Source organism: Mesorhizobium sp. B2-1-8 (genome assembly GCF_006442545.2).
Taxonomy (GTDB): Bacteria; Pseudomonadota; Alphaproteobacteria; order Rhizobiales; family Rhizobiaceae; genus Mesorhizobium.
Genome location: NZ_CP083952.1, coordinates 5,939,124 through 5,962,408 on the forward strand (window position 1 = coordinate 5,939,124; position 23,285 = coordinate 5,962,408).

Genomic DNA, 23,285 nt, shown 5'->3' on the forward strand with positions numbered 1-23,285 from the left:
CATTGCGTAGGGTCTGGTCGTGCAAATCATGGATCAGCAATTCGAAGACGCTGGGCGTCACGGCTGGTCGGCGACGAAGGTGCCGTTGGCAAGGTCCCGGACCAGCACCTCGTTGACCGGCGTGCCGTCGAAGTCGAACTCCTCGATGTCCTTGGCCAGCGGCAGCTTGGCGACGGTGAGCTGGTATTTGATGGAGCGCGCCTGCTTCTCGGCGATCTCGGCCGACAGCAGATCGCCGACGATCCGCGGCGGCTCATGCTGGCGTTTGATGCCCGTCGCCATGACCTCGTCATAGGCGCCGCGCATGCCGTAGAGCTTCAACGTGCCCATCAAGTCGAGAACCTGAGTGCGTTCCATCAGCTTGCCCTCCTGAGGCTGTCGTATCGGGCGCAGTCGGCCTGCGGCTCGTGTTGCAGGCGAAGAGCGTCCGGAGTGAGGATGGTGACGGCCGGCGCCGGATCGCGCCGGCGCGCCAAGATGTTGAGGATGACGGCGGACGAGCAGACGTTCTGGTCGAGCGCTTCCTGGCAGGCGGCCTCCACGGCATCGATGCCGTCGGTCAACGCCGCGGCCAGGATCGACACCATCTGCCGATCGCCATCATGCGCCGCCTTCAATCTCCGCGGCACCCGCTCCATTGCCGGTGGCAGAGCCCAGCCCTGGAAGGGTGCACCCGTTGCGCAGCGCGCCAGGCTTGCGGGCCAGCACCGGAACATAGTGCCAGGGATCATAAACCGTCTCGTTGCGGCCGAAGCAGCGTGCATGCTCGGCGACGATCACGCCGTCCTGGCGGATGACGATGCGGTCGGCATAGGCATGGATCTCAACCGGGCGGCCGACTGCGGTCGAGAGCACGGAGTATTTGTTGTTGTCGAAGCGCACCGTGCAGGTCTTCGACACCGAGGCCGGCACCGCATGGAACCCGTCGAAGGGGCCGCGATATTCGACCAGCTTGCCGCGCTCTTCCTCGAACACGTTCCAGATCGTTCGTTCCGGCTGTTCGATGTGACGATGCGCCTTGGCGTAGGCGACGCACTTGTCCTGCAGCCAGGCGTTCAGTTCCTCATAGGTCTTGAAGCGCAGCCTGGGCTTGAAGAAGCGCTCGCGCACCAACCCGACCTGGTTCTCGACCTGACCCTTCTCCCAGCCCGACGCCAGTGTGCTGGCGACCGGCTGCACCAGATAATGGCTGCACATCTGCAGGAGGCGGCGATTGTATTGGCGGTCCTTGCCAACAAAGATCGTTTCCACCGCCGTCTTCATGTTGTCGTAGATGCCGCGCGTGCAGGCGCCGCCGAAGAAGGCAAACGCCCTGTCATGGGCGTCGAACACCATCTCCTGGGTCTCGCGCGGATAGGCCCTGACGAACATCATGCGGCTGTGGCAGAGCCGGACATGGGCGACCTTCACGGTCACTGTCACGCCGTTGATCAGGACGATCTCATGGCTCCAGTCGAACTGGTAGGCCTCGCCCGGCGCGAAGAATAGCGGCACATAGGCGTCCGCCGTCGCCGACCCCTGCGCCTTGGCCCAGCTCTTCGCGTATCGGCGGACGGCGTCATAGCCTTCCTCGTAGCCGAGGCTGCAGAGCTCTTCGTAAATCCGGATCAGTGTCAGTTGCTCGCGCGCCGCCTTGCCACGGTTGCCATTCAAAAACCCGTCAAGCTGATCCTGCCACGGACCGATCTTCGGCTTGGGCTGCCGCTCGCGTTCGTAGGAGAACGATGTCTCATCGGACCTGAGTATCTTGCGGACGGTGTTCCGCGACACATGCAGTTCGCGGCAAATCCGCTTGAGCGACCATCCCTGCACATGGAAGGCGCGCCGAACCCGGGCAATCGTATCCACCGACTTCATCCCCACACCATCCGCTCGCCACGACGAGCGGATGGTCGCAAATCAAAGCATCAGGGGGGTCAAAATTGGACGCCGATTCCCCGGCTTATGGGGTCAATTTTGCGCGCCGATTCACACGCAATGCGTTCTCAATGACTTTGACATGCTGCGAGGCATCCCGCGCCGCAGGCTCTCGACTGCTAACCACCTGCGAGTTGCGCGGCAGACTTCGTGGGCGCGCTCTCCGGCGCTGAGCGTCAGCGCGATGAAGACCCGCGGTACTTTCTCAGCCTGGTAACCGCCGAGCGTCCGACGGTGATGATACCGCCGCAGTCAATCCGCACCGTCAACTTGTCGTCTTTGCGATCGATACGGATGATGTCCCCAACAAGAACGACCTTATCTCCAGCGCGGGTTTTCGGTGGCGGGTCAACCGAATAGGGTGGGTCATACGATGGAATGTTTACTTTGGCACGTCCGCTAGGCAGCATGGTGGTGACCGTACCCGTCAAGGCGACCTCGTCACCGATCTCAAATTCCCGGGGCACGCTGTGGTCTAGCATAGCCTCCTCCGGCGCCTTCCCAGATATTAATGCCGACAAACTGACTTGGTTGCGTGAAATCGCAAGTCTCTGCGCCGTCGCCTCCATCGGTCCGAGCACCGTTTCCTAGTGGGCTTCGGGAAGCCCGGGTGGGCATTTCCAGCGCCGCCGATCAATGAAATATTTGATCGCCGGCGATCCAGCGACCCTCTCAGGGCTGGCTATCTTGTTGACGGGGTCGATGAACCGCGGCTCGTGACAATTTCTCTAGGGAAACAAAAGGTGATCAGAGACATTCTCTCCTGCTCAGACAGGGTGGTTCGCCAACCCATACCCTTCGTATGATCTCGTATGATCTGTCGAACCCGATAACGAGGACGACGATTGAGGTTCGACCCCGCGAGCCGTTGTCCGAACAAGCGACGTGGAGGATGCGAATTGCAAGGTAATTGGGTGCGAAGGCGAATCGCCGATACCGACATTCGCTGGTGGCAGCGATTTTGGTGCATCGCCCCCGATTGCTTTCAGTAGCGGTCGGCCTCGATGACTGCGTTGGCAAATTCTCGCGGAGCTTCCTGCGGCAGATTATGTCCGATGCCGCCGCTGATGACCCTGTGCGAATATCTGCCGGAGAATTTCTTGGCGTAGGAACTGGCGTCCGGATGTGGCGCGCCATTGGCGTCGCCTTCGAGGGTGATGGTAGGCACGGCAATGACCGGGGCCTGGGCGAGCCGCTGTTCCAGATCATCGTATTTCGGCTCGCCTTCGGCAAGCCCGAGCCGCCAGCGGTAGTTGTGGATCACGATACTGACATGGTCCGGATTGTCGAAGGCCGCGGCGCTGCGCTCAAAGGTGGCATCATCGAAATTCCACTTCGGCGAAGCGAGCTGCCAGATAAGTTTGGCGAAATCGCGCGTGTATTTCTCGTAGCCAGCACGACCGCGGTCCGTGGCGAAGTAATATTGGTACCACCATTGCAGCTCCGCCTTCGGTGGCAGCGGCAGGATGCCGACTTGCTGATTGCCAATGAGATAGCCGCTCACCGAGACCATCGCCTTGCAACGTTCAGGCCAGAGCGCGGCGACGACGTTCGCTGTCCGGGCGCCCCAGTCGCAACCGGCTATCGTGGCCCTTTCGATTCCTAGCGCGTCCATCAGGGCGATCGTATCTGTGGCGAGCGCCGACTGCTGGCCGTTGCGCATCGTCGCGTCCGAATGGAAGCGCGTCGTGCCGTAGCCGCGCACGTAAGGCACAATCACGCGGTGCCCCTTCGAAGCGAGCATGGGCGCGACGTCGGCGTAGGTGTGAATATCGTAAGGCCAGCCGTGAAGCAGGACGACGGGCGCGATGTCGGCGGGTCCCAGCTCCGCATATCCGATGCTCAGCGCTCCGGCATTGACCTGCCTGAGCGAGCCGAATGATCTGTGCGCCGGCTGCGTTGCAGACGCTGTTGCCTGCTTCGCCCAACCGGCTGCCGTTACCGGCACATTCAAGCCAAACTCGGTGGCGGCGAACGTCATTGCCGCGGCACCAACAATGCGGCGGCGACTATGGTCGATTTTCTCGTTAGACTTGCTCTTATCCATGATGAAGCCTCTGTGATTGCTATGACCGACAAGCGGAAACGACAACCCGCCGCATCAGCCGACAAGAAAGCGTCACGCCTATTTCGACGGCGTCTTCATCGACGCAAGTATTTGACCCATGCGATTAGGGGGCAGTGCTAGGAGTTCTGATCGAATGTACGGAAGCGTGAGCGCTTCCTCGGCTTCCATCCTCAGAAATTCGGGGCGTAACCCATCGCCGCGCTTGGCAGCGATCAGATGTAGCGTCTGCAGAAACGGTAGCATTGAATGGACTCCTTCGTTGTGTCTGGCTCGGGCGTTATCTTGTGTTTGGTGGATGCAAGGAGATCCAGTTCGCGGTTAGACGAGCCCGTCGCGTTCCATCGCGATGCGCACCGCAGGACGGGCCGCCATTCGGGCGCGCAGGGATTCCAACGGGCGCAGGGATCGGGACGTGGAAGCGCGCGACCCAAGGCAGCGTTACGAGGAGGTAGAAATCCGCGACACTCGGGTTGTCGCCGAATAGATAATCGGTCCACAGACCATCGGCGAACAGGTCGAATTGCATCGCATTCGTCGCGCTCGCCTTGGCCTTTTCCGCATCGCTGTCCTGATGCCACATGGGCTTGAAGCTTCGATGTATTTCGGTTGAAATGTAGGTCAGCGCCTTCAGAACGCGGGTACGGCCCAGCGGCCCTCCGACGCCCAGTTCTGGATATTGCGACGCGATCCAGTCGAGAACGGCGACATTTTCTGTCAACGTCTCCCCGTTATCCAGCACGAGGGTTGGAACGTACTCCCTGCGCGTGATGCCGGTGAAATCATCCCCAGAGGCCGTTCTTTTCGTCTTGAGGTTCACCGTTTCGCGCTCGAAGGAAGCACCAGCCTCCAGTAGGGCGATGTGGTAAGAAAGGCTGCGGGCAAGAGGGTTATAGAAGAGCTTCACCGTTTTTTCCTTTCTGGACCCGACTGCGTTCTGTTATTTGGTCTCGGACGGAGACGTCCCCAGCGCCACGCGCTGCTTGTCGCTATCCTTGCCCGCGGCTTCGAAGAGAAAACCCCTCCAGAAAAATCGCACTTCGATGAAAGCGCGGCCACGACACCGACAGGTAGGCGCGCCTATGCCGAGGTATGAGCGGGCTGAAACAATTGTCCTGCGACTGCGGTGTGCGCCACGCAGGGGTCCAGCCTCTGTCACGGCGCGTGACGCCTCGATGGTCCGGCCAGTCCTTCGCTCAGGAGACCATAAACGAAGGTATTGGAAGCACGTGCCCTTGGCACGATGGCTCACATCCCGCCGTGGCCGGCATATTTCGACCCGAGATGGAACCTCGAGGCGAGGCGGGCACACCGACCTTGCTTGCTCGACGCAGCCTTTCCAATAACAGGGGTCGCTATCATGGCCGACGCTTCCGACTCCGAAACCCGCACCGCCGAGGCGCTGGCCGCGGTCGAAGTCGACATCTCCTCGTTGACGCCCGGTATGTCGCTCGTCGTCAAGTCGCACGGCAAGCCGGTGGTGGTGCGCAACCGCACCGAACAGGAAATGAAGGATGGCCAGGCAGTCAATCTTGGCGATCTCAAAGACCCGATCGCCCGCAACGCCAATCTGACCGCCGACGCGCCGGCGACGGACGCCAACCGCACCACGCCGGGCAAAGAAGCTTGGATGGTGATGGTCCAGGTCTGCACCCATTCCAGCTGCATCCCGCTCGGTCAGGAAGGCGATTTCGGCGGCTGGCTCTGCCCGTGCCACGGTTCGCAATACGACACTGCCGGCCGTATCCGGAAGGGGCCGGCGCCAGAGAATATGGCGGTGCCGGTGTTCAAGTTCATTTCCGACACCAAGATCCGTATCGGCTGAGGCAGGGGATTTCCATGAGCGCGGGCCACTCGACCTACAAGCCCAAGACCGGTATCGGACGCTGGTTCGACGCCCGCCTGCCGTTGCCACGGCTGGTGCACGGCAGCTTCATCGTCTATCCCGTCCCGCGCAACCTGAACTACGCCTACACCTTCGGCGGCATTCTCACGATCATGCTGGTTTCGCAGATCCTCACCGGCGTCGTGCTGGCGATGCATTATGTTCCCGACACGGCGCTGGCGTTCAATTCGGTCGAAAAGATCGTGCGCGACGTGAATTCGGGCTGGTTGTTGCGCGCTCTGCATTCGAACGGCGCTTCGTTCTTCTTCATCGCCGTCTACATCCACATCCGCCGCGGACTCTACTACGGCTCCTACAAGGCCCCGCGTGAGCTTCTGTGGGTACTTGGCTGTACCAACCTTTTGTTGATGATGGCGACGGCCTTCATGGGCTACGTGCTGCCTTGGGGGCAGATGTCTTTCTGGGGTGCAACCGTCATCACCAACTTTTTCACCGCCATCCCGCTCGTCGGCGACTGGATCCAACAGTTGCAGCTCGGTGGCTTCGCGGTCGACAATCCGACCCTCAATCGCTTCTTTGCACTCCATTATCTGCTGCCGTTCATGCTCGCCGGCGTGGTGACCTTGCATATCTGGGCGCTTCACGTAGTCGGCCAGAACAACCCGACCGGCATTGAGGTAAAATCGACGGCCGATGTCGTGGACTTCACGCCTTACGCCACCGTCAAGGACGCATTCGGCATGATCGTGTTCCTGTTCTTCTTCGCCTACTTCGTCTTCTACCTGCCGAACTACCTTGGTCATCCGGACAATCAGACGGTCTCCAACCCACTGAAGACGCCCGCCCATATCGTGCCGGAATGGTACTTCCTGCCGTTCTACGCAATCCTGCGCGCCGTCACCTTCAATGTCGGACCTATCAATTCGAAACTCGGCGGCGTGCTCGCGATGTTCGGCTCAATAGCGATGCTATTCGTCGTGCCGTGGCTCGATACCTCGAAGGTCCGCTCGGCGGTCTACCGGCCCTGGTACAAGGTGTTCTTCTGGGTGTTCGTAGCCAACGCTCTCTTTCTCGGCTGGCTTGGCTCAGGGCCGGCGGAAGGCGCCTACGCAATCATGTCCCAATTGGCCACGCTTTACTATTTTGCGTTCTTCATCGTCGTCATGCCAGTGCTCGGGCTGGTCGAGACACCGCGTCGGCTGCCGAACTCGATCACCGAAGCGGTTCTCGAAAAAAGCGAGGCCGCAGGTGATGGCGGGATCGCCGGGCCGGAGACCAAACCTTGATGGACAGGGTGGGTTGTCCACGGCGCGTGCTTTCCGCCCGTTGACCAGGCACCGATAGAAAACATCCTGGACCGATCCGAGCAGTCAATGCCGATCCGCACGACAAGGGAACCCTCGCGTGCAGGAATAGCCAGGGCCTTAGTTCAGGAAATAGAGGGTTAGGTCGTGAACTCATAAATGCGGAATGGCCGAGATGGGTGGAGTGCCGCCATCATCGGGCTCAGTCCATCGAACTGCCGTTTTCCCCATAGACAGGATGTCGCCACGGAAGTCGGCCTTCACCCTGATCGATTTCGCGTCTTCGACCTTCAGGGCGGCCTCGACGACTGTGGCTAGCTCTTCGTAGCGCTTCCTATCCTTTGCGAGAGTCGGGTGATGGTCTTCTGGCCGCAGAGTGCCATTGTCGTGCGCCGATCGCCACCGCAACCAGAGATGCCATTGCTCTTTGACGGCAGACAGTTGTTCGTCACTGACCGGGCTCAACAGGAGCGTATCCGCCCAGTCGTCCTGATCTACATCCCATTCGCGCATATAAGCATGCGGGAACCCTTTATAGTCGGCGATCCCCTTCAAGGGTCGATCATAAAATTCATGGACAGTGTGAACGGCGTCCCACTCGTCGGCTCTAACGGAATTCATCTACCGGCCTTATAGCTATGCCTTCCTCGGCAATGGATCATTCTTTCAATTGACGCTTTCATATCACGCCAGGTTCTGATTCAGAATCATCATGAGCCGATATGATCTTAGCGACTTCGAATGGCGCGTGATCAAGCCGCTTCTCCCCAACAAACCGCGTGGTGTGCCGCGTGCAGACGACCGCCGCGTGCTCAACGGCATCTTCTGGGTGCTTCGTTCCGGCGCACCGTGGCGAGACCTACCCGAGCGATATGGCCCACGCACCACCTGCTACAACCGCTTCGTCCGCTGGCGGAAAGCAGGTGTGTGGGATCGCCTCATGGACGCTATCACCACAGGCCATGACGGCAAGGTGCAGATGATCGACACCTCCATTGTTCGCGTCCATCAGCATGGCGCGACGGCAAAAAGGGGGGTCGAGATCATTGTCTCGATCGTTCCCGAGATGGGCTGACAACTAAAATCCATGCTCTCGTCGACGCCGAAGGCAGGCCAATAAAGCTGATGCTTACGGCAGGCCAGAAGAGCGACATCGCCTCCGCAGCCGACTTGATCAAGGATTTGCCCGAGGGTGCCATGCTGCTCGCCGACAAGGGCTACGATGCCAACGCATTTCGCACTGCCATCACCGACCAGAAGGCATGGGCCAATATCCCGCCGAAGGCCAATCGAAAAGACCCGATCTGCTTCAGCCCCTTCTTATACAAAGCCCGTAATCTGATCGAGCGCTTCTTCAACAAAGCCAAGCAGTTCCGTCGCATCGCGACGCGCTATGACAAGCTGGCCGAAAATTATCTCGCCGCCCTTAAACTCGTCGCAATCCGCATCTGGTGGGCGCTGATCGGATTTGTTCGCATCTATCTCGTCGTCGAGCGAAAGCCGCGCGAGGCACGCCTCTTGCAAGACCTCGTCGTCGGTATCGTCTACGTTGGAATGCTCCTGTCGATCCTGGCATTCGTCTTTGCCGTGCCGGTCGGCACCCTAATCACGACGTCGGGCGTCTTTGCCATCATGCTGGGATTGGCGCTCCAGAACACGCTCGGTGACTTGTTTTCCGGGATCGCGCTCAACGTCGGTCGCCCCTATGTGCTTGGAAACTGGATCATTCTGAGCGACGGAACCGAAGGGCGCGTTATCGAGACCAATTGGCAGTCGACCCATCTCCTTACCGCGGCCCATGACGTTGTAGCGGTACCGAACAGCCTTCTCGCCGAAATCGGCGTGAACAAATGTCAGTAACCCGGACGAGAGCCACGGACTTGCCGTGACCGTCAGGATGGCGCCAACCACGACGCCGGCGATCGTCGTAGACCTCATGCATACCGTACTGCTGAGCTGCAACACAATTCTCAAGGAGCCCTCGCCTGCGGTTGCGATCGCCAGCCTGGATGCGGCGGCTATCGAGGTCCAGCTCTTTTTTCGCGTCGCAAATCTCGACCAGCAAGGTGCGGCCAGAAACGAAATCTTCGATCTGATCTATCGCCATTCGAAGTGGGCCTGCATGCTGCTGGCGATGCCGCTTTCCGCTTCGGTTGCTGCGACCAGCCCGTTGAGCGATGAGGCGGCGGCACCCCCGCGCTTCACCCCGATCGAACTTATCAAGTCCATACCGCTGTTCTCCGCACTGACGGATGCCGAACAGGAGTCGCTCGCTGCAACGACCTCTGTTCGCACCTACCGCAAGGGCGACATCATCGCCCGGCAAGGAGAGATCCTGCCGTCACTGATGATCGTTCGGACCGGCGTCATCGTCCGGCGACGCGGCGAAGACGAGGCCAGCCCGCGGGAAATCGGCCGCCTCTCGCCCGGCGACTTCTTCGGCGAGAACGGTCTGCTCGCTGGCATTGGCGAGATGTCGACGTTACGGGAAATGACCCACGTCGCAGTTTACGAAATTGATCAGAAAAGCTTCGCTTCCTTGCTGCTCGAGAGGCCTGAAATGGCCAAAGATCTTGCGGCGATCCTGTCGAGCGGGACGCCGACGTTCGGCGAAAGCAGCATTCCAGAACATTAGCACGCAAGATCGCCGGACCGGAATCGTGAATATCGACACAGTCGTCTTGACAGCGGTCCGTGACTTGGCGAAGGGAATCAAGGTGCGATGCTCATTGCCCTCCGCGGATCGGCGCCTGATCGGACGCTTCATAAGGCAGGTCGACTGATCGCGTCTCGTCGATTCCCAATCGTATCGCGGGCAACCGCAATATTACGGTTGTGCCTGACCCCAGCATGCTCTCGATCTCGACACTTCCGCCTGACTGCCCGGCGAAACGCTTCACCATCGGCAAGCCGACACCGCCCAGGCCTTCCCCTTTCGTCGTGAAGAAAGGATCGAAGGCGCAGGCGATCGTCTCGCGCGTCATTCCGATGCCGTTGTCCGCGACACGAAGATCGATCTGGGTGGCGTCGGAGCCTTCCCCGATCGCCGCCGCCTCGATAGAAATCAAACCGCCGTTCGGCATTGCATCGCGCGCGTTGAACACGAGGTTTAGAACCGCGTTTTGCAGATCCATCCGATCGCATTTTGCCAAGGGCAAATCGGGCCTGACTCGAACCGCAAGACGGATGTTGGGATCCCAGGCAGTTCGGATGAAAGTCTCGATTTCGGCCAGGCACGTAGCCACGTCGGCATGTTCGATTTCAGTGTGGTTCTCCCGGGCCAGGCTGATGGTATGGCGGACAAGCCCGCCAGCTCGTTCCAGGGCCGTCCTGGCACTGGCGATTACGAGCACAAGTGCCGGGGTCGCTGAGACGCCCGGGTCGCGAGCCAGCCGGTTCAATGCGGATGAAGCGACCTGAATGAGGTTGCCCAGGTCATGAACGATGCCAGCTGTCGACAGCTGCATGGGCGCCCCGTCCGGAACAACACTGGCGGGGCGGTCGAAGACATCTATTTTTACTTCTGCGCGTGACATTCCATTCCCCGTTTGCTCGACGTTTAGGCGTGTGATGGGCATCTGCGGTCGGTGGTGTCCTGTTGCCTGGTGGAGGTCGCAAAGCGGTGTCCCGCTGATGCGCTATTGGTAGCCGACACCGCCAATGTAGTTGGCGAGCAGCCGCTCCTGGAACTCCTCTTGCTCGAAGAGCGCCTTCATCGCATCGCGGATATCGAGAATGCCAAGCGGTTTCGAGCCGGCGCCGAGAATCGGGACGTTCTGAAGTCCTTGTGCGACCATGGTCTGCCAGACTGAATGGACGTCGTCTTCGGGACCGCAGGAGACGACGGACCGGCCCATCAGTGTCGATGCGGCCGCGTCCGCCGATCCTGAATTCGCCAGATGACGCACAAGGTCGGATTTGCTCAACACGCCTGCGGCCTCTCCACTGCCGTGGCACACTACAACCAGGCCTATGGCTGGATTGGAAAGTGAGAGCGCTGCATTCCGCAGCGTAGCGTCCACGCCGATCACCATGAGGCGGGCCGATGTCACCGGATGCAGACTGTCAATGCGCATGACGTCCTCCTGGGCGCGCCTTGCGGAGCGTGCCGGAGCAAGATGGGCAACTGGCCAACATCAGTCGTCGAAGGCCGTGTTCATCACATAATCAACCGATGAAGGAGCCTTATAGCCAGTGACAAAGCGCTCACCGAAATCCCGGGCAAAGTTGTCATATGTCGTTTCCGGCCTGACCTTGGCGATATGGCAAAAACATCGCGTCATTCGTTGCTTCATTCCAAGGCGCGGGAATTCGCGGACGACCTTTGCGATCTCGGCGGACGAAATGAGGTTGTATTGCAGCCCAACGACATCGAGGCAGACGCCGGCGGTGCACAGCGCCACCTCAGCCTCCTTGTAGAGGCCGATTGACGGCGTCGAGTTCAGGGCGACGCTGTCCCAGATGAGTTGAGCGCGTCGCTCGTCGAAGCCGCCTTCCCGAACGAAAGTCCGGGCAAGGTCGGCGCCTTCCACCTCGAAACGGCGTGGCCCGGCGAAGTTCTCATTGAGCGTGAGGTCGTGTAACAGGGTGCCGACGGCAACGACTTCCGCGTCGTGCTCGACGTTCTGAATCTGTCCGATCCTGGTCGCGAACAGCCAGGATCGGACCACGTGGTTGAACAAATAAGGTTCACATTTCTGGCGGGCATATTCGATCGCCTGAACGACGAGTGGCGTATCGGCGACTGCGATCCCCGCGAGTATCCGACTGGCGATTGCATTCATGGCAGTGACCTTTCCTTCCCGCCGGTGGTGCGCCCAGATTAACTGGGTGCTCCAAGCTCACTTCGCGTACGTCGTCAGGTTCGTCTCGCTTGTATCAACGACGAAGATCGCAAGCAGGCGAGCGCGTTCCGTCTTGCTCGCGTTCTCGCTCACGGCGTGATGGTCGCCCGGAAATTCAGAGAAGCTTTCGCCGGCGCGATAGGTCGTCACGGGTCCATCGTTGACCTGGCTCCGGATCGCTCCTTCCAGGACGGTTGCATAGATGAACGCGGAGTTGGGATGGGTATGGGCCGGCGATGTGCCGCCCGGTGCATACTCGACAAGCACGGCTTTCATGCTCTTGCCGGGCACGTTTGGAAGAGCCTGGTCGTAAACAAGCTTCACGCTTGCATCATCGTGGGCCATAGCTGCGGGAACAAATGCGGTGGCGAGCGCCGCCGCGCAGAGAAATGTCTTGATCATGTCGGTCTCCTGTTTGGAAGAGAATGGTGAAAGACCGCCGATCTGGTGGATCACGAGATCGGCGGTCCTTTTCTGACTGCCTATTTCTGTTGCGCGGAGTGGCTGAGCCAATCGTCGAAGTGTATCGAGCCGATGCGAGCATTCTCGCCGGGGACGAGCGTTCGATCGTCAATTTCCACCGCGCCGTAGTAGAGCGCGTGAGGATCCACGACCAGTTTGCGAGGGTCCTTGGTAGCCTTCAGGAACCGCCCGACGAGTTCGCTGAGACGCACCCGCTCCGGACCGGCGATTTCGATCATACCGTTCAGTGGCGCCGCAAGCGCGGCGTCCGCCATTGCATCGGCGACATCGTCGGCTGCCATCGGCTGGAAGTATGCCGGCGACAGGTGAATGGTGTCCCCGACGGCGCCGGCATTGGCGATCGCGGACGTGAATTCGAAGAACTGCGTCGCGTGAACGATCGTGTAGGGAATGCCCGACTCTTTGATGAGCCTCTCCTGAGCCATCTTGCCGCGGAAATACCCCATGCCCTGCAGGCGGTCGGTGCCGACAACCGACAGCGCAACGTGATGGCGCACGCCAGCTGCCGTTTCGGCTGCAAAGAGGTTTCGTCCGGCCGTCTCGAAGAACTCGATGGCAACCTTTTCCTCGAACGACGGCGAGTTTGCGAGATCAACGACGACCTGCGCGCCCGCAAGCGCGGCGGCCAGCCCTTCGCCCGTGACGGTGTTGACTCCCGAGTTCGGTGACGCGGCAAGCACGTCGTGTCCTTTGTTTCGTAGCCTCTCCACAGTCTTTGAGCCGATCAGCCCGGTTCCGCCGATGACGACGATTTTCATGTCTAAGCTCCTGGTTTTGCGTGCTGCTACTGGATTGTTTGATCGAACAGAGACGTTCCCGGCCAACTGCTCAGTGAGCCGATGCAGCGTCCTCGATCAGTGAAGTGACCTCGTCGGGATGCGAGACCATCACAGCGTGGGACGCGCCCTCGATGACGATGGTTTTTACGGCGTGCGCGCGTTTAGCCATGAAGCTCATGACGGCTGGCGGGATATTGCGGTCATCTGAGCCGTAGATCATGTAGGACGGCAGCGTCTTCCATGCGGCGACGCCCGAAGCGTCAGCCAGAGCTGCCTGCGTAACGGGGCGTTGTGTGGCCGCCATGAGCAAAGCCTGCTCTTCGGGAACATCGGCGGCGAACTGCGCGCGGAACTTGTCCGGCTGGATGAAGAGATCCCGTCCGCCGTCCGGCAATGCGACTGGGACAATCGCACTCCCCAAGGTGCTGCCGGGAAACTTGCCAGAAAGCGTGAAGGCCGATTCGCCGGTATCCGGTGCGAATCCTGCCACGTACACCAGGGCCTTGACATTGGCGTTGCCATTGGCGGCCTCGGTGATGACAGGCCCGCCATAGGAATGACCCACCAGCACGACCGGCCCGGAAACCGACCGGACGATGGCCGAGACCGCCGCTGCATCGCCGGCGACGCTGCGGAGCGGATTGGCTGCGGCTATCGCTACATAACCGTCCCTGGTGAGTTTGGTGATGACTGCGTCCCAGCTCGATGACCCTGCGAAGGCGCCGTGCACCAGTACGATCGTCGGCTTGGGCTGAGGGCTCGCGGCCTGCGCTACCGCGCTGCCCGACATAGCAAGCGCTGCAGTGAGCGCCAGAACTCCAGTAATATTTGACATTTGCTTTCTCCTTCATGGCCTGTCGTGACCGTGAGGGAGAAGATGCGCCGACGCGGCGCGCCCGCCTATTCTACGGAAGGGTCTGTCATACGATGCCAAGGTACAGGGTAGGCCATCAGGGGATGGGGACCAGCGGGATGAGGCCCGATTTCCCGTGCGTCGCAGTGAGGTATTTATCGCTAGTGTGGAAGGCCGGCAGATGCCGGAACAGGAATCGCGGCCGCTGGCCAGCATTTCCGCGCTAACTCTTCATAGCCTGGCGCCGAAGGTCTCTGGCGAAGAGAGTCACACTTCAAGCGGCCGTCGCCATGATCCGCGACGATGTCCGAGCGGCGATTTTAGAGCGCGTCGCGTCAAAACTGATCCATGCGACGCGCTCTAAGTTTTTTTGTTCGATGCATGTCCGCAAAACCGGGGTCACTTTTGCGCGACATGCATTAACCCGACAAGCGGTCAGTAATCCCAGACGGCCGGTACGCAACGAAAAGCGTCGCCGTCGACCGCGACGTGGCAGACGGATGGGAACGACAGGTGAGTGGCCACCAGGGGCTCGCGGGTCGCCGCCAACTCCCGCAAGAGACCGATGCGGACGCGGGCCGCCTCTTCGGGATCGTGTTCGAAGCCGTTGTGCCAGTCTGGGCGGTCGAACCCGACCTGGAACACGGCGTCGCCCGCGAACGTCAGCCGATCGCCGCCGGACGCGAGGCGGACGACGCTGTGCCCGGGGGTATGGCCGCCGGTGCGACGGACGATCACCCCCGGCGCCACCTCATGCTCCTCTTCGAATGGCCGCAACTGCTTGCGGTAGTCGTTCACGAACTGCTTTGCCGCTCGCCGAAGTGCGTCTGGGAACCCCGGCGGCATTGAGGCGCGCGAGAAATCGGGCGACTCCCAGAACTTGAGCTCGGCGGCTGCCACGTGGATCCGCAGATCCGGACGCAGCTGGTCCTTCACTCCCTCGACGAGCAGCCCGCCAATGTGGTCCATGTGCATGTGGGTAAGCACCACGTCGGTGACGGATGCGAGATCGATGCCGGCGGCTTCCAGTCGCTGGCCCAACCGCCCTGCCTGCGGCAAGTGCAAGTCCGGGTCCATGCCCAGCCCAGCGTCGACGAGTATGGTCCGGCCGCCGCTACGCAGCACGATCACGTTCAGCGGCCACTCGAGCATTTCGGGCGGCAGGAACATGTCCTCCAGCCAGGCCGCCCGGACGGCCGGGTCGACGTTGTGTGCCATAACCGGGGCTGGTATCGGTAGCACTCCATCGCTGACCACCATTACTTCAATCTCGCCGACCCGCAGCGCGTAGCGCGACGGAACCAATTCGTCCGACCCCGGTCTACCGGGCTGTGAGGTATTGTCCAAGCTCATGTCTGTCTCCTGCTGATCGCCTTATCACGGCCGTATCGGCCACCTCCGCCGCTGGCCTCCCTGGGTCGGCATGCGCCTCCACGGATGGTCACTGACGTCGGTGGAAATTGCACCGCATCGGCCCGCGAGGCCATCGAACAGAAGCGTCGGTCTCGCCATGCGAAGGTCTATGCCAGACCCGTTGCGAGCATGGGTGATCTCCCGCAAACGGCTATGATGCAGTCGACATACCTCCAGCACGGCGTTTACGCATGTCGTTGGTTTGCACGCTGGTAGAACAAGCAAGGGCGGCGCGGCCGAAAAGCCAACGACATTATCCCCTGCACCTTGGCCTACACCGCCCAATTCTTTTGTGCCGCTCAGGCAGTCAGCTCGTCTTATCGCTCGGCACCTGCGCGGGTATTATATTTCTGTAGTACTGATTGTCCAGAAACCAATACAGGAGTTACTCGATGAAAACGACCGTCCTTACTGCCGCTGTTCTTCTTGTTTCGGCAGGAGGCGCCTTCGCCGGAAGCGACCACTATGGGTCAGACAGGGATCTGCAGCCTGCAGCTGTCACGGACTACATGCATACTCGCTCGACCAAAAAGACGAACAACGACGCCGACGTGCGGCAAACCGTACGCAAACCGATGATTCCCAACGACGAATACGGCCAGGGCATTTGGGGCCGCTGAGCCTGACAGTCAGGAAATTGAAGGACCGGGGCGCGGCCTCGGTCCTTTCGTCGTATCAGCGATATTCCTTGGAAATGTGAACCCTACTTCTCGGGCAGATCCTGCACCGCTCGCACAGCTGGGCTGTACGGCGCGCCGGGACCTCTGCCACGAATAGGTATCGATCTGCTCTGCGATCACGCCCTGTAGTTCAGCGCCAGGTTTGATCGATAGATCGACCGGCCCGGCCTGTCATATCATGGCGGATGAACAGCAGCGCCGAGATTGGACTCGCAAAACAGCTACTTACGATCGATAAATTTCCCGGCCCTCTGCCGGCCCAAATTCCTCCAGAGCGCATTGGTCCTTATGGATTGGTCCTTGTGGAAGGACAGGCGCCCGGCGGCGATGGTCGGCAATCACATAGTGTCGAACGCCGGCGGCCACCTCCGTAGCGAGCGGAGGACCGCCAGAGGTCTCCAGGACCTCTGGCGGCATCCCTCCTTCAAATAATGACCAGTTCGCTAGCTCGCGGACGAGTTGAGCGTGTGCAGTGCCCGCCTGTTCGGCAGAAGTTTCATGCCTCGGCAGCTGTTGCCCTGGTGGCCGTCCGTACGCCATGCGTGCCTCAGCGTGTTCACTTTGACTACGCCAGCGATCGAGTTCGATGGCGCAGTGGTTCGGCTCCACCGCCCGAGACATGAGTAGACAAAACCAGCATTCCGGCCACCACTCGGCTATGCGAGCGCTCAACGTTTGGCCTCGAGGGCCGCCCGACATGCGGTTCAACACCCGCGAAAGGTTGCCGAGGATGGTCATTGGGAACTCCAGGGAATTGCGAACGACGCGGCAGTTTAGGCAACATCATCCCCTGATGAAGGCGAGCAGGTCAGCGTTGACCTGGTCCTGGTGCGTGGCTGTGATGCCGTGCGGCGCCCCGGGGTAGTAGATATCCTTGGCACCCTTTATCAGTCGCGCCGACTTGACCGCCGAGTCCTTGACGGGAACGATCTGGTCGTCCTCGCCGTGCAGGATCAGGGTCGGCACGTCGAACTTCTTGAGGTCCTCGGTGAAATCGGTCTCGGAGAATGCCTTGACGCTTTCGTAGGCGTTCAGAAGACCGGCCTGCATGCTCCACAGCCAGAACTGATCCAGGATCCCTTGCGAAACCTTGGCGCCGGGCCTGTTTGCGCCATAAAACATCGGCGCCAGGTCGCGGTAGAATTGCGAGCGGTCCCTGACGAGCGCGCTCCGCATGTCGTCAAATACTTCCTGGGGCAGGCCTTCCGGATTGGCCGAGGTCTTCAGCATGATCGGCGGAACGGCGGCGACAAGAACGGCCTTGGCGACACGCTTCGTCCCGTGACGTCCGATATAGCGAGCGACCTCGCCGCCTCCGGTGGAATGTCCGACCAGCGTGGCGTCCCGAAGGTCCAGCGCCTCGATCACCGCTGCCAGATCGTCGGCATAGCCGTTCATGTCATTGCCGGACGAGGCTTGACTGGACCGGCCATGGCCGCGGCGGTCGTGCGCAACCACCCGGAAGCCGTTCTGTGCGAGAAAGAGCATCTGACCGTCCCAGGCGTCGGAGTTCAGCGGCCAGCCGTGCGAGAACGTTACAACCGAGCCCTTGCCCCAATCCTTGTAGTAAATTTCGGTGCCGTCCTTGGTTGTGATGGTGCTCATCGGCTTGGATCCTTTGTTTGATTGAGAGGTGGGAAGGTTTTGCTTTCGGTTCGTGGCCAAGGCAGCCGGAGGCAGACCGGCCGCCGCAACGGCGCTCAAGCCAGCCAACAAGACATCGCGGCGGGATCCGCCAACGGAGAAAAGTCCATTCTTATTCATCGCATCCATCCATGATGTGTGGCTTTGAACTTCCAGCTCACCATCACGACTGTCGAAATCGACCTGCACGATCGCATTTGGGGAGGGGCGAGCGAAGGAGCGGTCGAAACTCGACGGGCGTGATGGCTGGGAAGAGGATGCGCCGATCCGGGCCGCGAACCTATTCTACGGAAGGATCTGTGATACGATGCCAAGGTGCAGGATAGGCACGCCGAGGTGTGGGTCCTGCCGAGGCAGGGCGCTCATGACATCATTCGGCAGGCATGCGTGCTCCCGGATGGGGCATCAAGGATATGGCCCCCCGGGCGTCGGGTTGCAACCGGCGATATCGGTTCGATCTGCGAAGGGTCACGACAGGAGCCAGACCCGCCGCTCGGACTCGTCGATCCAATTCTCATAGGAGGCTCGAGGTGGCCACGTCGCTGTGTTCGTCGCAAAGGTCTGCCGGACGCGCATGCGGGTGGCCGGCGTGCCATTTTCCTCGCGCATTTACGCAAGCGCCTCATGCGACTGGACGAAATCGGCGTCGTTGTGCATGAGTCGTTGGCGGCGGGAAATGTCGCCAACCGAGCGAATGGCGGTGCCGCCGAGTTTGCGCACCGAAGGCTGCGAAACGGTGCATTGCTGACTCTGCTGACGGAGCATGGATAAGCCTATCCCAGAGCAGAAGTTGCCCCGGCTTCGCGCATCGGCGCGGGCAGTGTTTCCCATGCCCGGATCAACTCGCCGATGGAAGCGGCCTCCATCTTGCGCATGACATTGCCGCGATGCAGCTTGACTGTCACTTCACTGATGCCGAGTTCGAAGGCGATCTGCTTGTTGAGACGGCCGCGCGCCACTTCATGCAGAACCTCGCGCTCGCGTGGCGTCAGCGTCTCGACGCGCTCGATGTTGCGCTTGACGACCACGGCCTGCGCCCGCCGCTCGGCATCCGTCGCGATGCCCGCGATCACGGCGTCGAGCAGTGTTTGGTCCCGCACCGGCTTGGTCAGAAAGTCCACGGCGCCGGCCTTCATCGCCTGGACGGTCATCGGAATGTCGCCATGCCCGGTCAGGAAGATGATGGGCTTGGGGTTTCCGTTCTTCGCAAGATGATGCTGCAGATCGAGACCGCTCGTCCCTGGCATGCGCACGTCGAGGATCAGGCAGCCGGGGCTGTCCAGTATGTCGGCGTCAAGCAATTCGCGGGTCGAGGTGAAGCAGACCGGCAGGAAACCCGCCGACAGGATCAATTCGAACAGCGCCTCTCGAACAGACGCATCGTCATCGACAATGATGACGAGCGGCTGCCCCGCTTCACGCTTCCGCTGCTGCTGCGATAACGGCGCCGATTTCCGTAAGAGCGGCTGGTCAACTCTCATGTTTGTCCTCGGTTTCTTGGTTGCGTAAAGCGTCGCTGACGGCGGCAAGCAGGGCCTGGCCATCAAAAGGTTTGCGGAAAAACCCACTGATGCCCCTGGCGCGGTACTGATCCGCTATCTCGTGACGGCCGGTGATCAGGAAGACCCGCAGTTCCGGGCGCGCCTTCTTCACCAGGTCGCGAAGTTCGAAGCCGTCCATACCAGGCATCCCGATATCCGTGATGAGTACGTCCACGCCCGACAGTCCGTCGACGAGCAGCGATCCCGCCGACGAGAAGCTGCGAGCCACATAGCCCGCGGATTCAAGAAGGTCCTCCAGCGACTCAAGCAGTCTTGGATCGTCATCTACAACCGCCACGACAGGTCTTCGCTTGGTCACGCTCAGCTCCCTCCCGCTCGGCGCGAGTGGGTGATCGGGATCTCCAGTCGCTCCGCGAAACGGACGAGATCGGCCAGCGACGCCGCCGCCATCTTCTGCATCACATTCCTTCTATGGATTTGTAGCGTGACCTCGCTGATCCCGAGTTCCGCGGCGGCCTGCTTGTTGAGCAGACCGCTCACCACCAGTGGCAGCACCTCACGTTCGCGCGGCGTCAGATCAAGATAGCGTTGCCGCAGCACACCAAGCTCGGCGCGCTCTGCTCGCTTTTCTCGATCCTGCGCGATCGCCGCGTGGATTGCGGCCATAAGATCCGCATCACTGAAGGGCTTGGTCAGGAAATCCACGGCGCCGTGCTTGATCGCACGCACCGAGGATGGGATGTCTCCATGTCCGGTTATGAAAACGATCGGCGGATGATCGCCCTCCGCGATCTGCCCCTGCAGATCAAGGCCGTTAATATCCGGCAGCTCGACATCGAGGATGAGGCACGACGGGGCGTCCGGCTTGTCCGCGCTGACATAGTCACCCGCTGATCCAAACGCGATGGCGCGCAAACCGTGCGAGGCCAGCAATTCGCCGAGCGCCTCCCGAATACGTTCATCGTCATCCACGATGAAGACAATATGATCTTCCATCGTCATGGCGCCTTTATAGGCAAGGTGAAGATGAACGTCGCTCCATGCGGCTCGTTCCTCTCCATCCACAATCGCCCCCCGTGAGACTCTATGATCGACCGGCAGATCGCCAACCCCATCCCCATCCCCTGCTCTTTCGTCGTGAAGAACGGCTCGAATATCCTGTCCGGAAATTCGACGCCCAGGCCACGATCGCTGATTTCCGTCTGGACCAGATCCCCAATTCGACGCACTCGCACACCGAGAATCCTTTCGCCCGCAGCAGGGTCCATCGCCTCGATGCCGTTGCGGATGAGGTTGACCAGAACCTGCTGGACCTGGACACGATCGAGCGCGACAGGCGGAAGCTCACTCTCGACGTCGATGTCCAGACGGACACGGCGCCGCGCCGCCTCCTCGGCCATGAGGCTACCCGCTTCAGCAATGACGCTGGCGATCGGCGTGCTGATTCTCATTTCAAGGGATGGTCTGAACAGAGCACGGATGCGGCTGACAACATCCGCCGCCGAGTTGGCGTCCCGGATGATGCGCTCGGCCGTGGTCTTCGCACGAACGATGTTAGGGGGCTCAGCGGTCAGCCAACGATAGCAGGCGTGTGAGTTGGCCACGATCGCCGCCAGTGGCTGGTTCACCTCGTGCGCGATAGAAGCCGCAAGCTCGGCAAGGCTTGCCGCCTGGCTCGCCCGTGCAAGTCTTTCTCGCGCCAGACGCAGTTCCTCCTGCATCCGAACCTCACTATCGATGTCCAGGCAGATGACATTCCACTGCACAATGGCCCCCTCGGCGTTGCGCATCGGCGCAGCGCGCGTGTCGACCCAGAGGTATTCGCCATCGAAACGCCGCAGACGGTGCTTGCGCGAGTATGGCTCGCCGGTGGCCAATGAATGGGCGTACTGCTCCTTCACCCCCGCGACGTCGTCGGGATGAACGCCAGCGTCGAGCGTCCCGCTCAGCCGTGATTTTCCGTTACCATCCAAGTCTTCAAGCTCGTAGCCGAGGAACTCGCGGAGCTGCTGGCTGCGATAGATCGGCTCGCCATCCGGCGCGGCGCAATCGATCAATGCCGGCAGCGTTTCGACGAGCTGCCAGACAAAACGCTCTCTCTCGCGCAGCGCCTCTTGAGCGGTGACGAGATCGTGTATGTCAACGCACACGCCATACCACTGGAGGATGGCGCCATCCTCGTCGCGCAACGGTTCCGCGCGTGTCTCCGTCCAGCGATAGCTCCCGTCCACCCGCAACTGCCGATACCGCTGAATGTAGGGATCGCCCGTTGTGAGTGAATGGCCAATTGCCTGTCTTGCCGCCCCGACGTCGTCCGGATGGATAACGCTGAGGGAGGGCGAGCCCTCAGCGTCGGTGATGTCCTTGAGGGTGGCGCCAGTTATGTCGATAAAGCGTTTGTTGACGTAAGTCGGTGTTCCTGTGGGCGTTGTGGTCCAGATCAGGGCAGGAACGGTGTCGATCAACTGCTGGAGCTGCTGCTCCCGTTCGCGCAACGCCGCCACGGTTTTCTTATAAACGTCGATGTCAAGCGCGATGCCAAACCATCCTGTGATTTGACCCTGGCTGTCGCGCGTTGGCCGTGCGGCGGTTCGAGCCCAGACATAGATGCCGGTCGCGCGCCGAAAGCGAAACTCGACATTGAAATGATCGCCGGTCTCCAGGCAGTGACGCCATGCGGCTGCGACCTGGTCATAGTCGTCCGGATGAAGCAGCCGTTTCCAGGCGGTATGACCCTCCTTCAAGGAGGCGTTCAAATCCTCCGGCGTCACCCCGAGGGAGTTCTGGGCAAACGGATGCAGGTAGATCCATCTGCCGGCCGCATCGAATGCCCATCCGTTGCCGAATATGCTCTCGATGACCTTCGCCGACCGGATTGGTTCGGCTTCGGGTTCACCCAGCGGGTCTAATCCTGTGGTAATTGGCGGCTCCCTGTCCGTCACCAGATCGTCGATGTCGACACTTGTACTGTACCCGGGCTCTGATCGGGTCTCGGTCCAACGATAGTTGCCGTCGACCTGGAGTTGCCGATGTCTCGTGACCTGGGGGACGCCGGTCCAGAAGGCGCGGGCGGCCGCATGAGCCGTCGCAGTCCGATCATCCGGATGAATAAGGCCCAGCGAATGCGGTGCATCGGGCGCGGCTTTTTCCTCGAGCGCGGCACTGGCGGCGTCCGCAAATCGATCACTGACGACGGGCGGAACATCGCCGTCAATAATTGTGCCGTACCATGCAAGGACATAACCGTGGCTGTCACGCAATGGCTGCCCCGAGATTCGACTCCAACCGTAAGCACCACTCGCGCGTAACATGCGATGTTCGACATTGTAATGCTCACCTGTTTGCAGGCAGCGACGCCATGTGGCGACGGCGTCGTCACAATCGTCTGGATGAATCACGTGCTTCCAGCCAAATTCACCTTCTTGCGACGAAGAATTCAGATCGTCCAGCCTCATCCCAAGAACAGCCAGTGCGGCCGGCGTCACGTAGGTGAACCTGCCGGCGGCATCGGTCGCCCATGCATTGCCGACTACCCTCTCGACAACCTGCGCTGCCCAACCTGGGTCGGCATCGGGTGGCGCCGAGACACCTGTGGCAACGACCGCCGCAACGCAAAGCGCTACGGCAAAGAACGTTGCCCACGGCAATGCGAGATCGCGCATACCGCCAACGTCGAACCAGGCGGCCCAGACCAAACCGACGAGCGCGATCCCCAATATCGCATAGAGGAGTTGAACCTTGCGACCACGTGCATAGAGGTTAAGGGCGGCAACCGGGGCCACCAGGCCAAATGGCGTCGCGGTCAGCCAGGAAGCGGTGATCCCGACGACGGATGCTCCGATGACAAGGGCCAGGCGTTGTTGCAGGAGCGTTGCTAACATCATCATCGGCGGCTCCTGCCGGACAAGCAAGGCCTTGGGACCGTCAGCGCTTCGTTCAGCACTTGTTCTTAATA

21 protein-coding genes and 4 pseudogenes are annotated in these 23,285 nt (G+C 60.7%); 6 read left to right on the forward strand and 19 right to left on the reverse strand.

Annotated elements, in window-relative coordinates; genetic code table 11:
* Positions 1–63: 63 nt before the first annotated feature.
* From FJ970_RS29155 to FJ970_RS29175, 5 genes and pseudogenes are all read right to left on the reverse strand, one after another.
* Positions 64–357 (reverse strand): annotated as a pseudogene (locus FJ970_RS29155) (ATP-binding protein); the annotation flags it as partial.
* Positions 290–1,857 (reverse strand): annotated as a pseudogene (gene istA / locus FJ970_RS29160) (IS21 family transposase). The pseudogenes FJ970_RS29155 and istA, both read right to left, overlap by 68 nt.
* A gap of 236 nt (positions 1,858–2,093) precedes the next feature.
* Positions 2,094–2,399 (reverse strand): preprotein translocase subunit YajC, encoded by a 306-nt coding sequence (locus FJ970_RS29165; RefSeq protein ID WP_140756731.1) that lies wholly within the window; start codon positions 2,397–2,399, stop codon positions 2,094–2,096.
* A 503-nt stretch (positions 2,400–2,902) separates the two neighbouring features.
* On the reverse strand, positions 2,903–3,964 hold the full coding sequence (locus FJ970_RS29170) for an alpha/beta fold hydrolase (protein WP_140756729.1): 1,062 nt from the start codon (positions 3,962–3,964) through the stop codon (positions 2,903–2,905).
* 298 nt (positions 3,965–4,262) lie between these two features.
* Complete coding sequence (locus FJ970_RS29175; protein WP_227791952.1) at positions 4,263–4,889, reverse strand: glutathione binding-like protein; 627 nt, start codon at positions 4,887–4,889, stop codon at positions 4,263–4,265.
* 453 nt (positions 4,890–5,342) lie between these two features.
* Between FJ970_RS29175 and petA the strand changes: the two genes are divergently transcribed.
* Both petA and FJ970_RS29185 read left to right on the forward strand, forming a co-directional pair.
* Entirely contained in the window at positions 5,343–5,807 is a 465-nt protein-coding gene (petA, locus tag FJ970_RS29180) for a ubiquinol-cytochrome c reductase iron-sulfur subunit (RefSeq protein WP_140756727.1), read from the forward strand.
* A gap of 14 nt (positions 5,808–5,821) precedes the next feature.
* Complete coding sequence (locus FJ970_RS29185; RefSeq protein WP_140756725.1) at positions 5,822–7,114, forward strand: cytochrome b; 1,293 nt, start codon at positions 5,822–5,824, stop codon at positions 7,112–7,114.
* Between the two features lie 171 nt (positions 7,115–7,285).
* On the opposite strand, the gene FJ970_RS29190 is transcribed toward FJ970_RS29185, so the two are convergent.
* Positions 7,286–7,687 (reverse strand): hypothetical protein, encoded by a 402-nt coding sequence (locus FJ970_RS29190; protein ID WP_140756723.1) that lies wholly within the window; start codon positions 7,685–7,687, stop codon positions 7,286–7,288.
* A 157-nt stretch (positions 7,688–7,844) separates the two neighbouring features.
* On the opposite strand from FJ970_RS29190, the pseudogene FJ970_RS29195 reads away from it, so the two are divergent.
* The 3 genes and pseudogenes from FJ970_RS29195 to FJ970_RS29205 form a co-directional block, all read left to right on the forward strand.
* Positions 7,845–8,527: pseudogene (locus FJ970_RS29195) on the forward strand (IS5 family transposase); the annotation flags it as partial.
* 237 nt (positions 8,528–8,764) lie between these two features.
* Positions 8,765–8,992, forward strand: a complete 228-nt coding sequence (locus FJ970_RS29200; RefSeq protein ID WP_415752055.1) for a mechanosensitive ion channel domain-containing protein — start codon at positions 8,765–8,767, stop codon at positions 8,990–8,992.
* A gap of 25 nt (positions 8,993–9,017) precedes the next feature.
* Complete coding sequence (locus tag FJ970_RS29205) at positions 9,018–9,767, forward strand: cyclic nucleotide-binding domain-containing protein (RefSeq protein ID WP_227791954.1); 750 nt, start codon at positions 9,018–9,020, stop codon at positions 9,765–9,767.
* Between the two features lie 91 nt (positions 9,768–9,858).
* Here the strand turns inward: FJ970_RS29205 and FJ970_RS29210 are convergent, their stop codons facing one another.
* The 7 genes from FJ970_RS29210 to FJ970_RS29240 form a co-directional block, all read right to left on the reverse strand.
* Positions 9,859–10,668, reverse strand: coding sequence for a sensor histidine kinase (locus FJ970_RS29210; protein ID WP_140756721.1), 810 nt, complete (start codon positions 10,666–10,668; stop codon positions 9,859–9,861).
* A gap of 102 nt (positions 10,669–10,770) precedes the next feature.
* A complete protein-coding gene (locus tag FJ970_RS29215) occupies positions 10,771–11,208 on the reverse strand; it encodes a cyclic nucleotide-binding/CBS domain-containing protein (RefSeq protein WP_140756719.1) in 438 nt (145 codons plus the stop codon).
* Positions 11,209–11,268: 60 nt separating this feature from the next.
* Positions 11,269–11,916, reverse strand: a complete 648-nt coding sequence (locus FJ970_RS29220; RefSeq protein ID WP_140756717.1) for a hypothetical protein — start codon at positions 11,914–11,916, stop codon at positions 11,269–11,271.
* A 57-nt stretch (positions 11,917–11,973) separates the two neighbouring features.
* Complete coding sequence (locus tag FJ970_RS29225; RefSeq protein ID WP_140756715.1) at positions 11,974–12,378, reverse strand: cupin domain-containing protein; 405 nt, start codon at positions 12,376–12,378, stop codon at positions 11,974–11,976.
* 80 nt (positions 12,379–12,458) lie between these two features.
* Complete coding sequence (locus tag FJ970_RS29230) at positions 12,459–13,217, reverse strand: SDR family oxidoreductase (RefSeq protein WP_140756713.1); 759 nt, start codon at positions 13,215–13,217, stop codon at positions 12,459–12,461.
* Between the two features lie 70 nt (positions 13,218–13,287).
* A complete protein-coding gene (locus FJ970_RS29235; RefSeq protein WP_140756711.1) occupies positions 13,288–14,073 on the reverse strand; it encodes an alpha/beta fold hydrolase in 786 nt (261 codons plus the stop codon).
* Between the two features lie 453 nt (positions 14,074–14,526).
* Positions 14,527–15,444, reverse strand: a complete 918-nt coding sequence (locus tag FJ970_RS29240; RefSeq protein ID WP_140756709.1) for an MBL fold metallo-hydrolase — start codon at positions 15,442–15,444, stop codon at positions 14,527–14,529.
* Between the two features lie 452 nt (positions 15,445–15,896).
* On the opposite strand from FJ970_RS29240, the gene FJ970_RS29245 reads away from it, so the two are divergent.
* Entirely contained in the window at positions 15,897–16,124 is a 228-nt protein-coding gene (locus tag FJ970_RS29245; protein WP_140756707.1) for a DUF680 domain-containing protein, read from the forward strand.
* A gap of 843 nt (positions 16,125–16,967) precedes the next feature.
* Here FJ970_RS29245 and FJ970_RS29250 read toward each other — a convergent pair.
* The 6 genes and pseudogenes from FJ970_RS29250 to FJ970_RS29275 all read right to left on the reverse strand — a co-directional run bounded on the left by FJ970_RS29250 (position 16,968) and on the right by FJ970_RS29275 (position 23,217).
* Positions 16,968–17,948, reverse strand: a complete 981-nt coding sequence (locus FJ970_RS29250) for an alpha/beta fold hydrolase (RefSeq protein ID WP_415752016.1) — start codon at positions 17,946–17,948, stop codon at positions 16,968–16,970.
* A gap of 348 nt (positions 17,949–18,296) precedes the next feature.
* Positions 18,297–18,545: pseudogene (locus FJ970_RS33970) on the reverse strand (ferritin-like domain-containing protein); the annotation flags it as partial.
* A 56-nt stretch (positions 18,546–18,601) separates the two neighbouring features.
* Positions 18,602–19,309 carry a response regulator transcription factor gene (locus FJ970_RS29260; RefSeq protein ID WP_140756703.1) on the reverse strand — a complete coding sequence of 236 codons (708 nt, stop codon included), beginning with the start codon at positions 19,307–19,309 and terminating at the stop codon, positions 18,602–18,604.
* Positions 19,299–19,688 carry a response regulator gene (locus FJ970_RS29265; RefSeq protein ID WP_140756701.1) on the reverse strand — a complete coding sequence of 130 codons (390 nt, stop codon included), beginning with the start codon at positions 19,686–19,688 and terminating at the stop codon, positions 19,299–19,301. The genes FJ970_RS29260 and FJ970_RS29265 overlap by 11 nt, the downstream gene beginning before the upstream one ends.
* A gap of 2 nt (positions 19,689–19,690) precedes the next feature.
* Positions 19,691–20,332, reverse strand: coding sequence for a response regulator transcription factor (locus FJ970_RS29270; RefSeq protein ID WP_140756699.1), 642 nt, complete (start codon positions 20,330–20,332; stop codon positions 19,691–19,693).
* The gene (locus tag FJ970_RS29275; protein WP_227791956.1) at positions 20,329–23,217 is read right to left on the reverse strand and encodes a PAS domain-containing sensor histidine kinase; all 2,889 of its coding nucleotides are present in this window, start codon (positions 23,215–23,217) and stop codon (positions 20,329–20,331) included. The genes FJ970_RS29270 and FJ970_RS29275 overlap by 4 nt, the downstream gene beginning before the upstream one ends.
* Positions 23,218–23,285 lie beyond the last annotated feature (68 nt).

What these genes read in the sequence shown, in the direction of transcription:
- FJ970_RS29165 (WP_140756731.1), bottom strand. Translation starts at nt 2,399, where the DNA reads ATGCTAGACCACAGCGTGCCCCGGGAATTTGAGATCGGTGACGAGGTC.
- FJ970_RS29170 (WP_140756729.1), bottom strand. Translation starts at nt 3,964, where the DNA reads ATGGATAAGAGCAAGTCTAACGAGAAAATCGACCATAGTCGCCGCCGC.
- petA (WP_140756727.1), top strand. Translation starts at nt 5,343, where the DNA reads ATGGCCGACGCTTCCGACTCCGAAACCCGCACCGCCGAGGCGCTGGCC.
- FJ970_RS29185 (WP_140756725.1), top strand. Translation starts at nt 5,822, where the DNA reads ATGAGCGCGGGCCACTCGACCTACAAGCCCAAGACCGGTATCGGACGC.
- FJ970_RS29200 (WP_415752055.1), top strand. Translation starts at nt 8,765, where the DNA reads ATGCTGGGATTGGCGCTCCAGAACACGCTCGGTGACTTGTTTTCCGGG.
- FJ970_RS29210 (WP_140756721.1), bottom strand. Translation starts at nt 10,668, where the DNA reads ATGTCACGCGCAGAAGTAAAAATAGATGTCTTCGACCGCCCCGCCAGT.
- FJ970_RS29215 (WP_140756719.1), bottom strand. Translation starts at nt 11,208, where the DNA reads ATGCGCATTGACAGTCTGCATCCGGTGACATCGGCCCGCCTCATGGTG.
- FJ970_RS29220 (WP_140756717.1), bottom strand. Translation starts at nt 11,916, where the DNA reads ATGAATGCAATCGCCAGTCGGATACTCGCGGGGATCGCAGTCGCCGAT.
- FJ970_RS29225 (WP_140756715.1), bottom strand. Translation starts at nt 12,378, where the DNA reads ATGATCAAGACATTTCTCTGCGCGGCGGCGCTCGCCACCGCATTTGTT.
- FJ970_RS29230 (WP_140756713.1), bottom strand. Translation starts at nt 13,217, where the DNA reads ATGAAAATCGTCGTCATCGGCGGAACCGGGCTGATCGGCTCAAAGACT.
- FJ970_RS29235 (WP_140756711.1), bottom strand. Translation starts at nt 14,073, where the DNA reads ATGTCAAATATTACTGGAGTTCTGGCGCTCACTGCAGCGCTTGCTATG.
- FJ970_RS29240 (WP_140756709.1), bottom strand. Translation starts at nt 15,444, where the DNA reads ATGAGCTTGGACAATACCTCACAGCCCGGTAGACCGGGGTCGGACGAA.
- FJ970_RS29245 (WP_140756707.1), top strand. Translation starts at nt 15,897, where the DNA reads ATGAAAACGACCGTCCTTACTGCCGCTGTTCTTCTTGTTTCGGCAGGA.
- FJ970_RS29250 (WP_415752016.1), bottom strand. Translation starts at nt 17,948, where the DNA reads ATGAATAAGAATGGACTTTTCTCCGTTGGCGGATCCCGCCGCGATGTC.
- FJ970_RS29260 (WP_140756703.1), bottom strand. Translation starts at nt 19,309, where the DNA reads ATGAGAGTTGACCAGCCGCTCTTACGGAAATCGGCGCCGTTATCGCAG.
- FJ970_RS29270 (WP_140756699.1), bottom strand. Translation starts at nt 20,332, where the DNA reads ATGACGATGGAAGATCATATTGTCTTCATCGTGGATGACGATGAACGT.
- FJ970_RS29275 (WP_227791956.1), bottom strand. Translation starts at nt 23,217, where the DNA reads ATGATGATGTTAGCAACGCTCCTGCAACAACGCCTGGCCCTTGTCATC.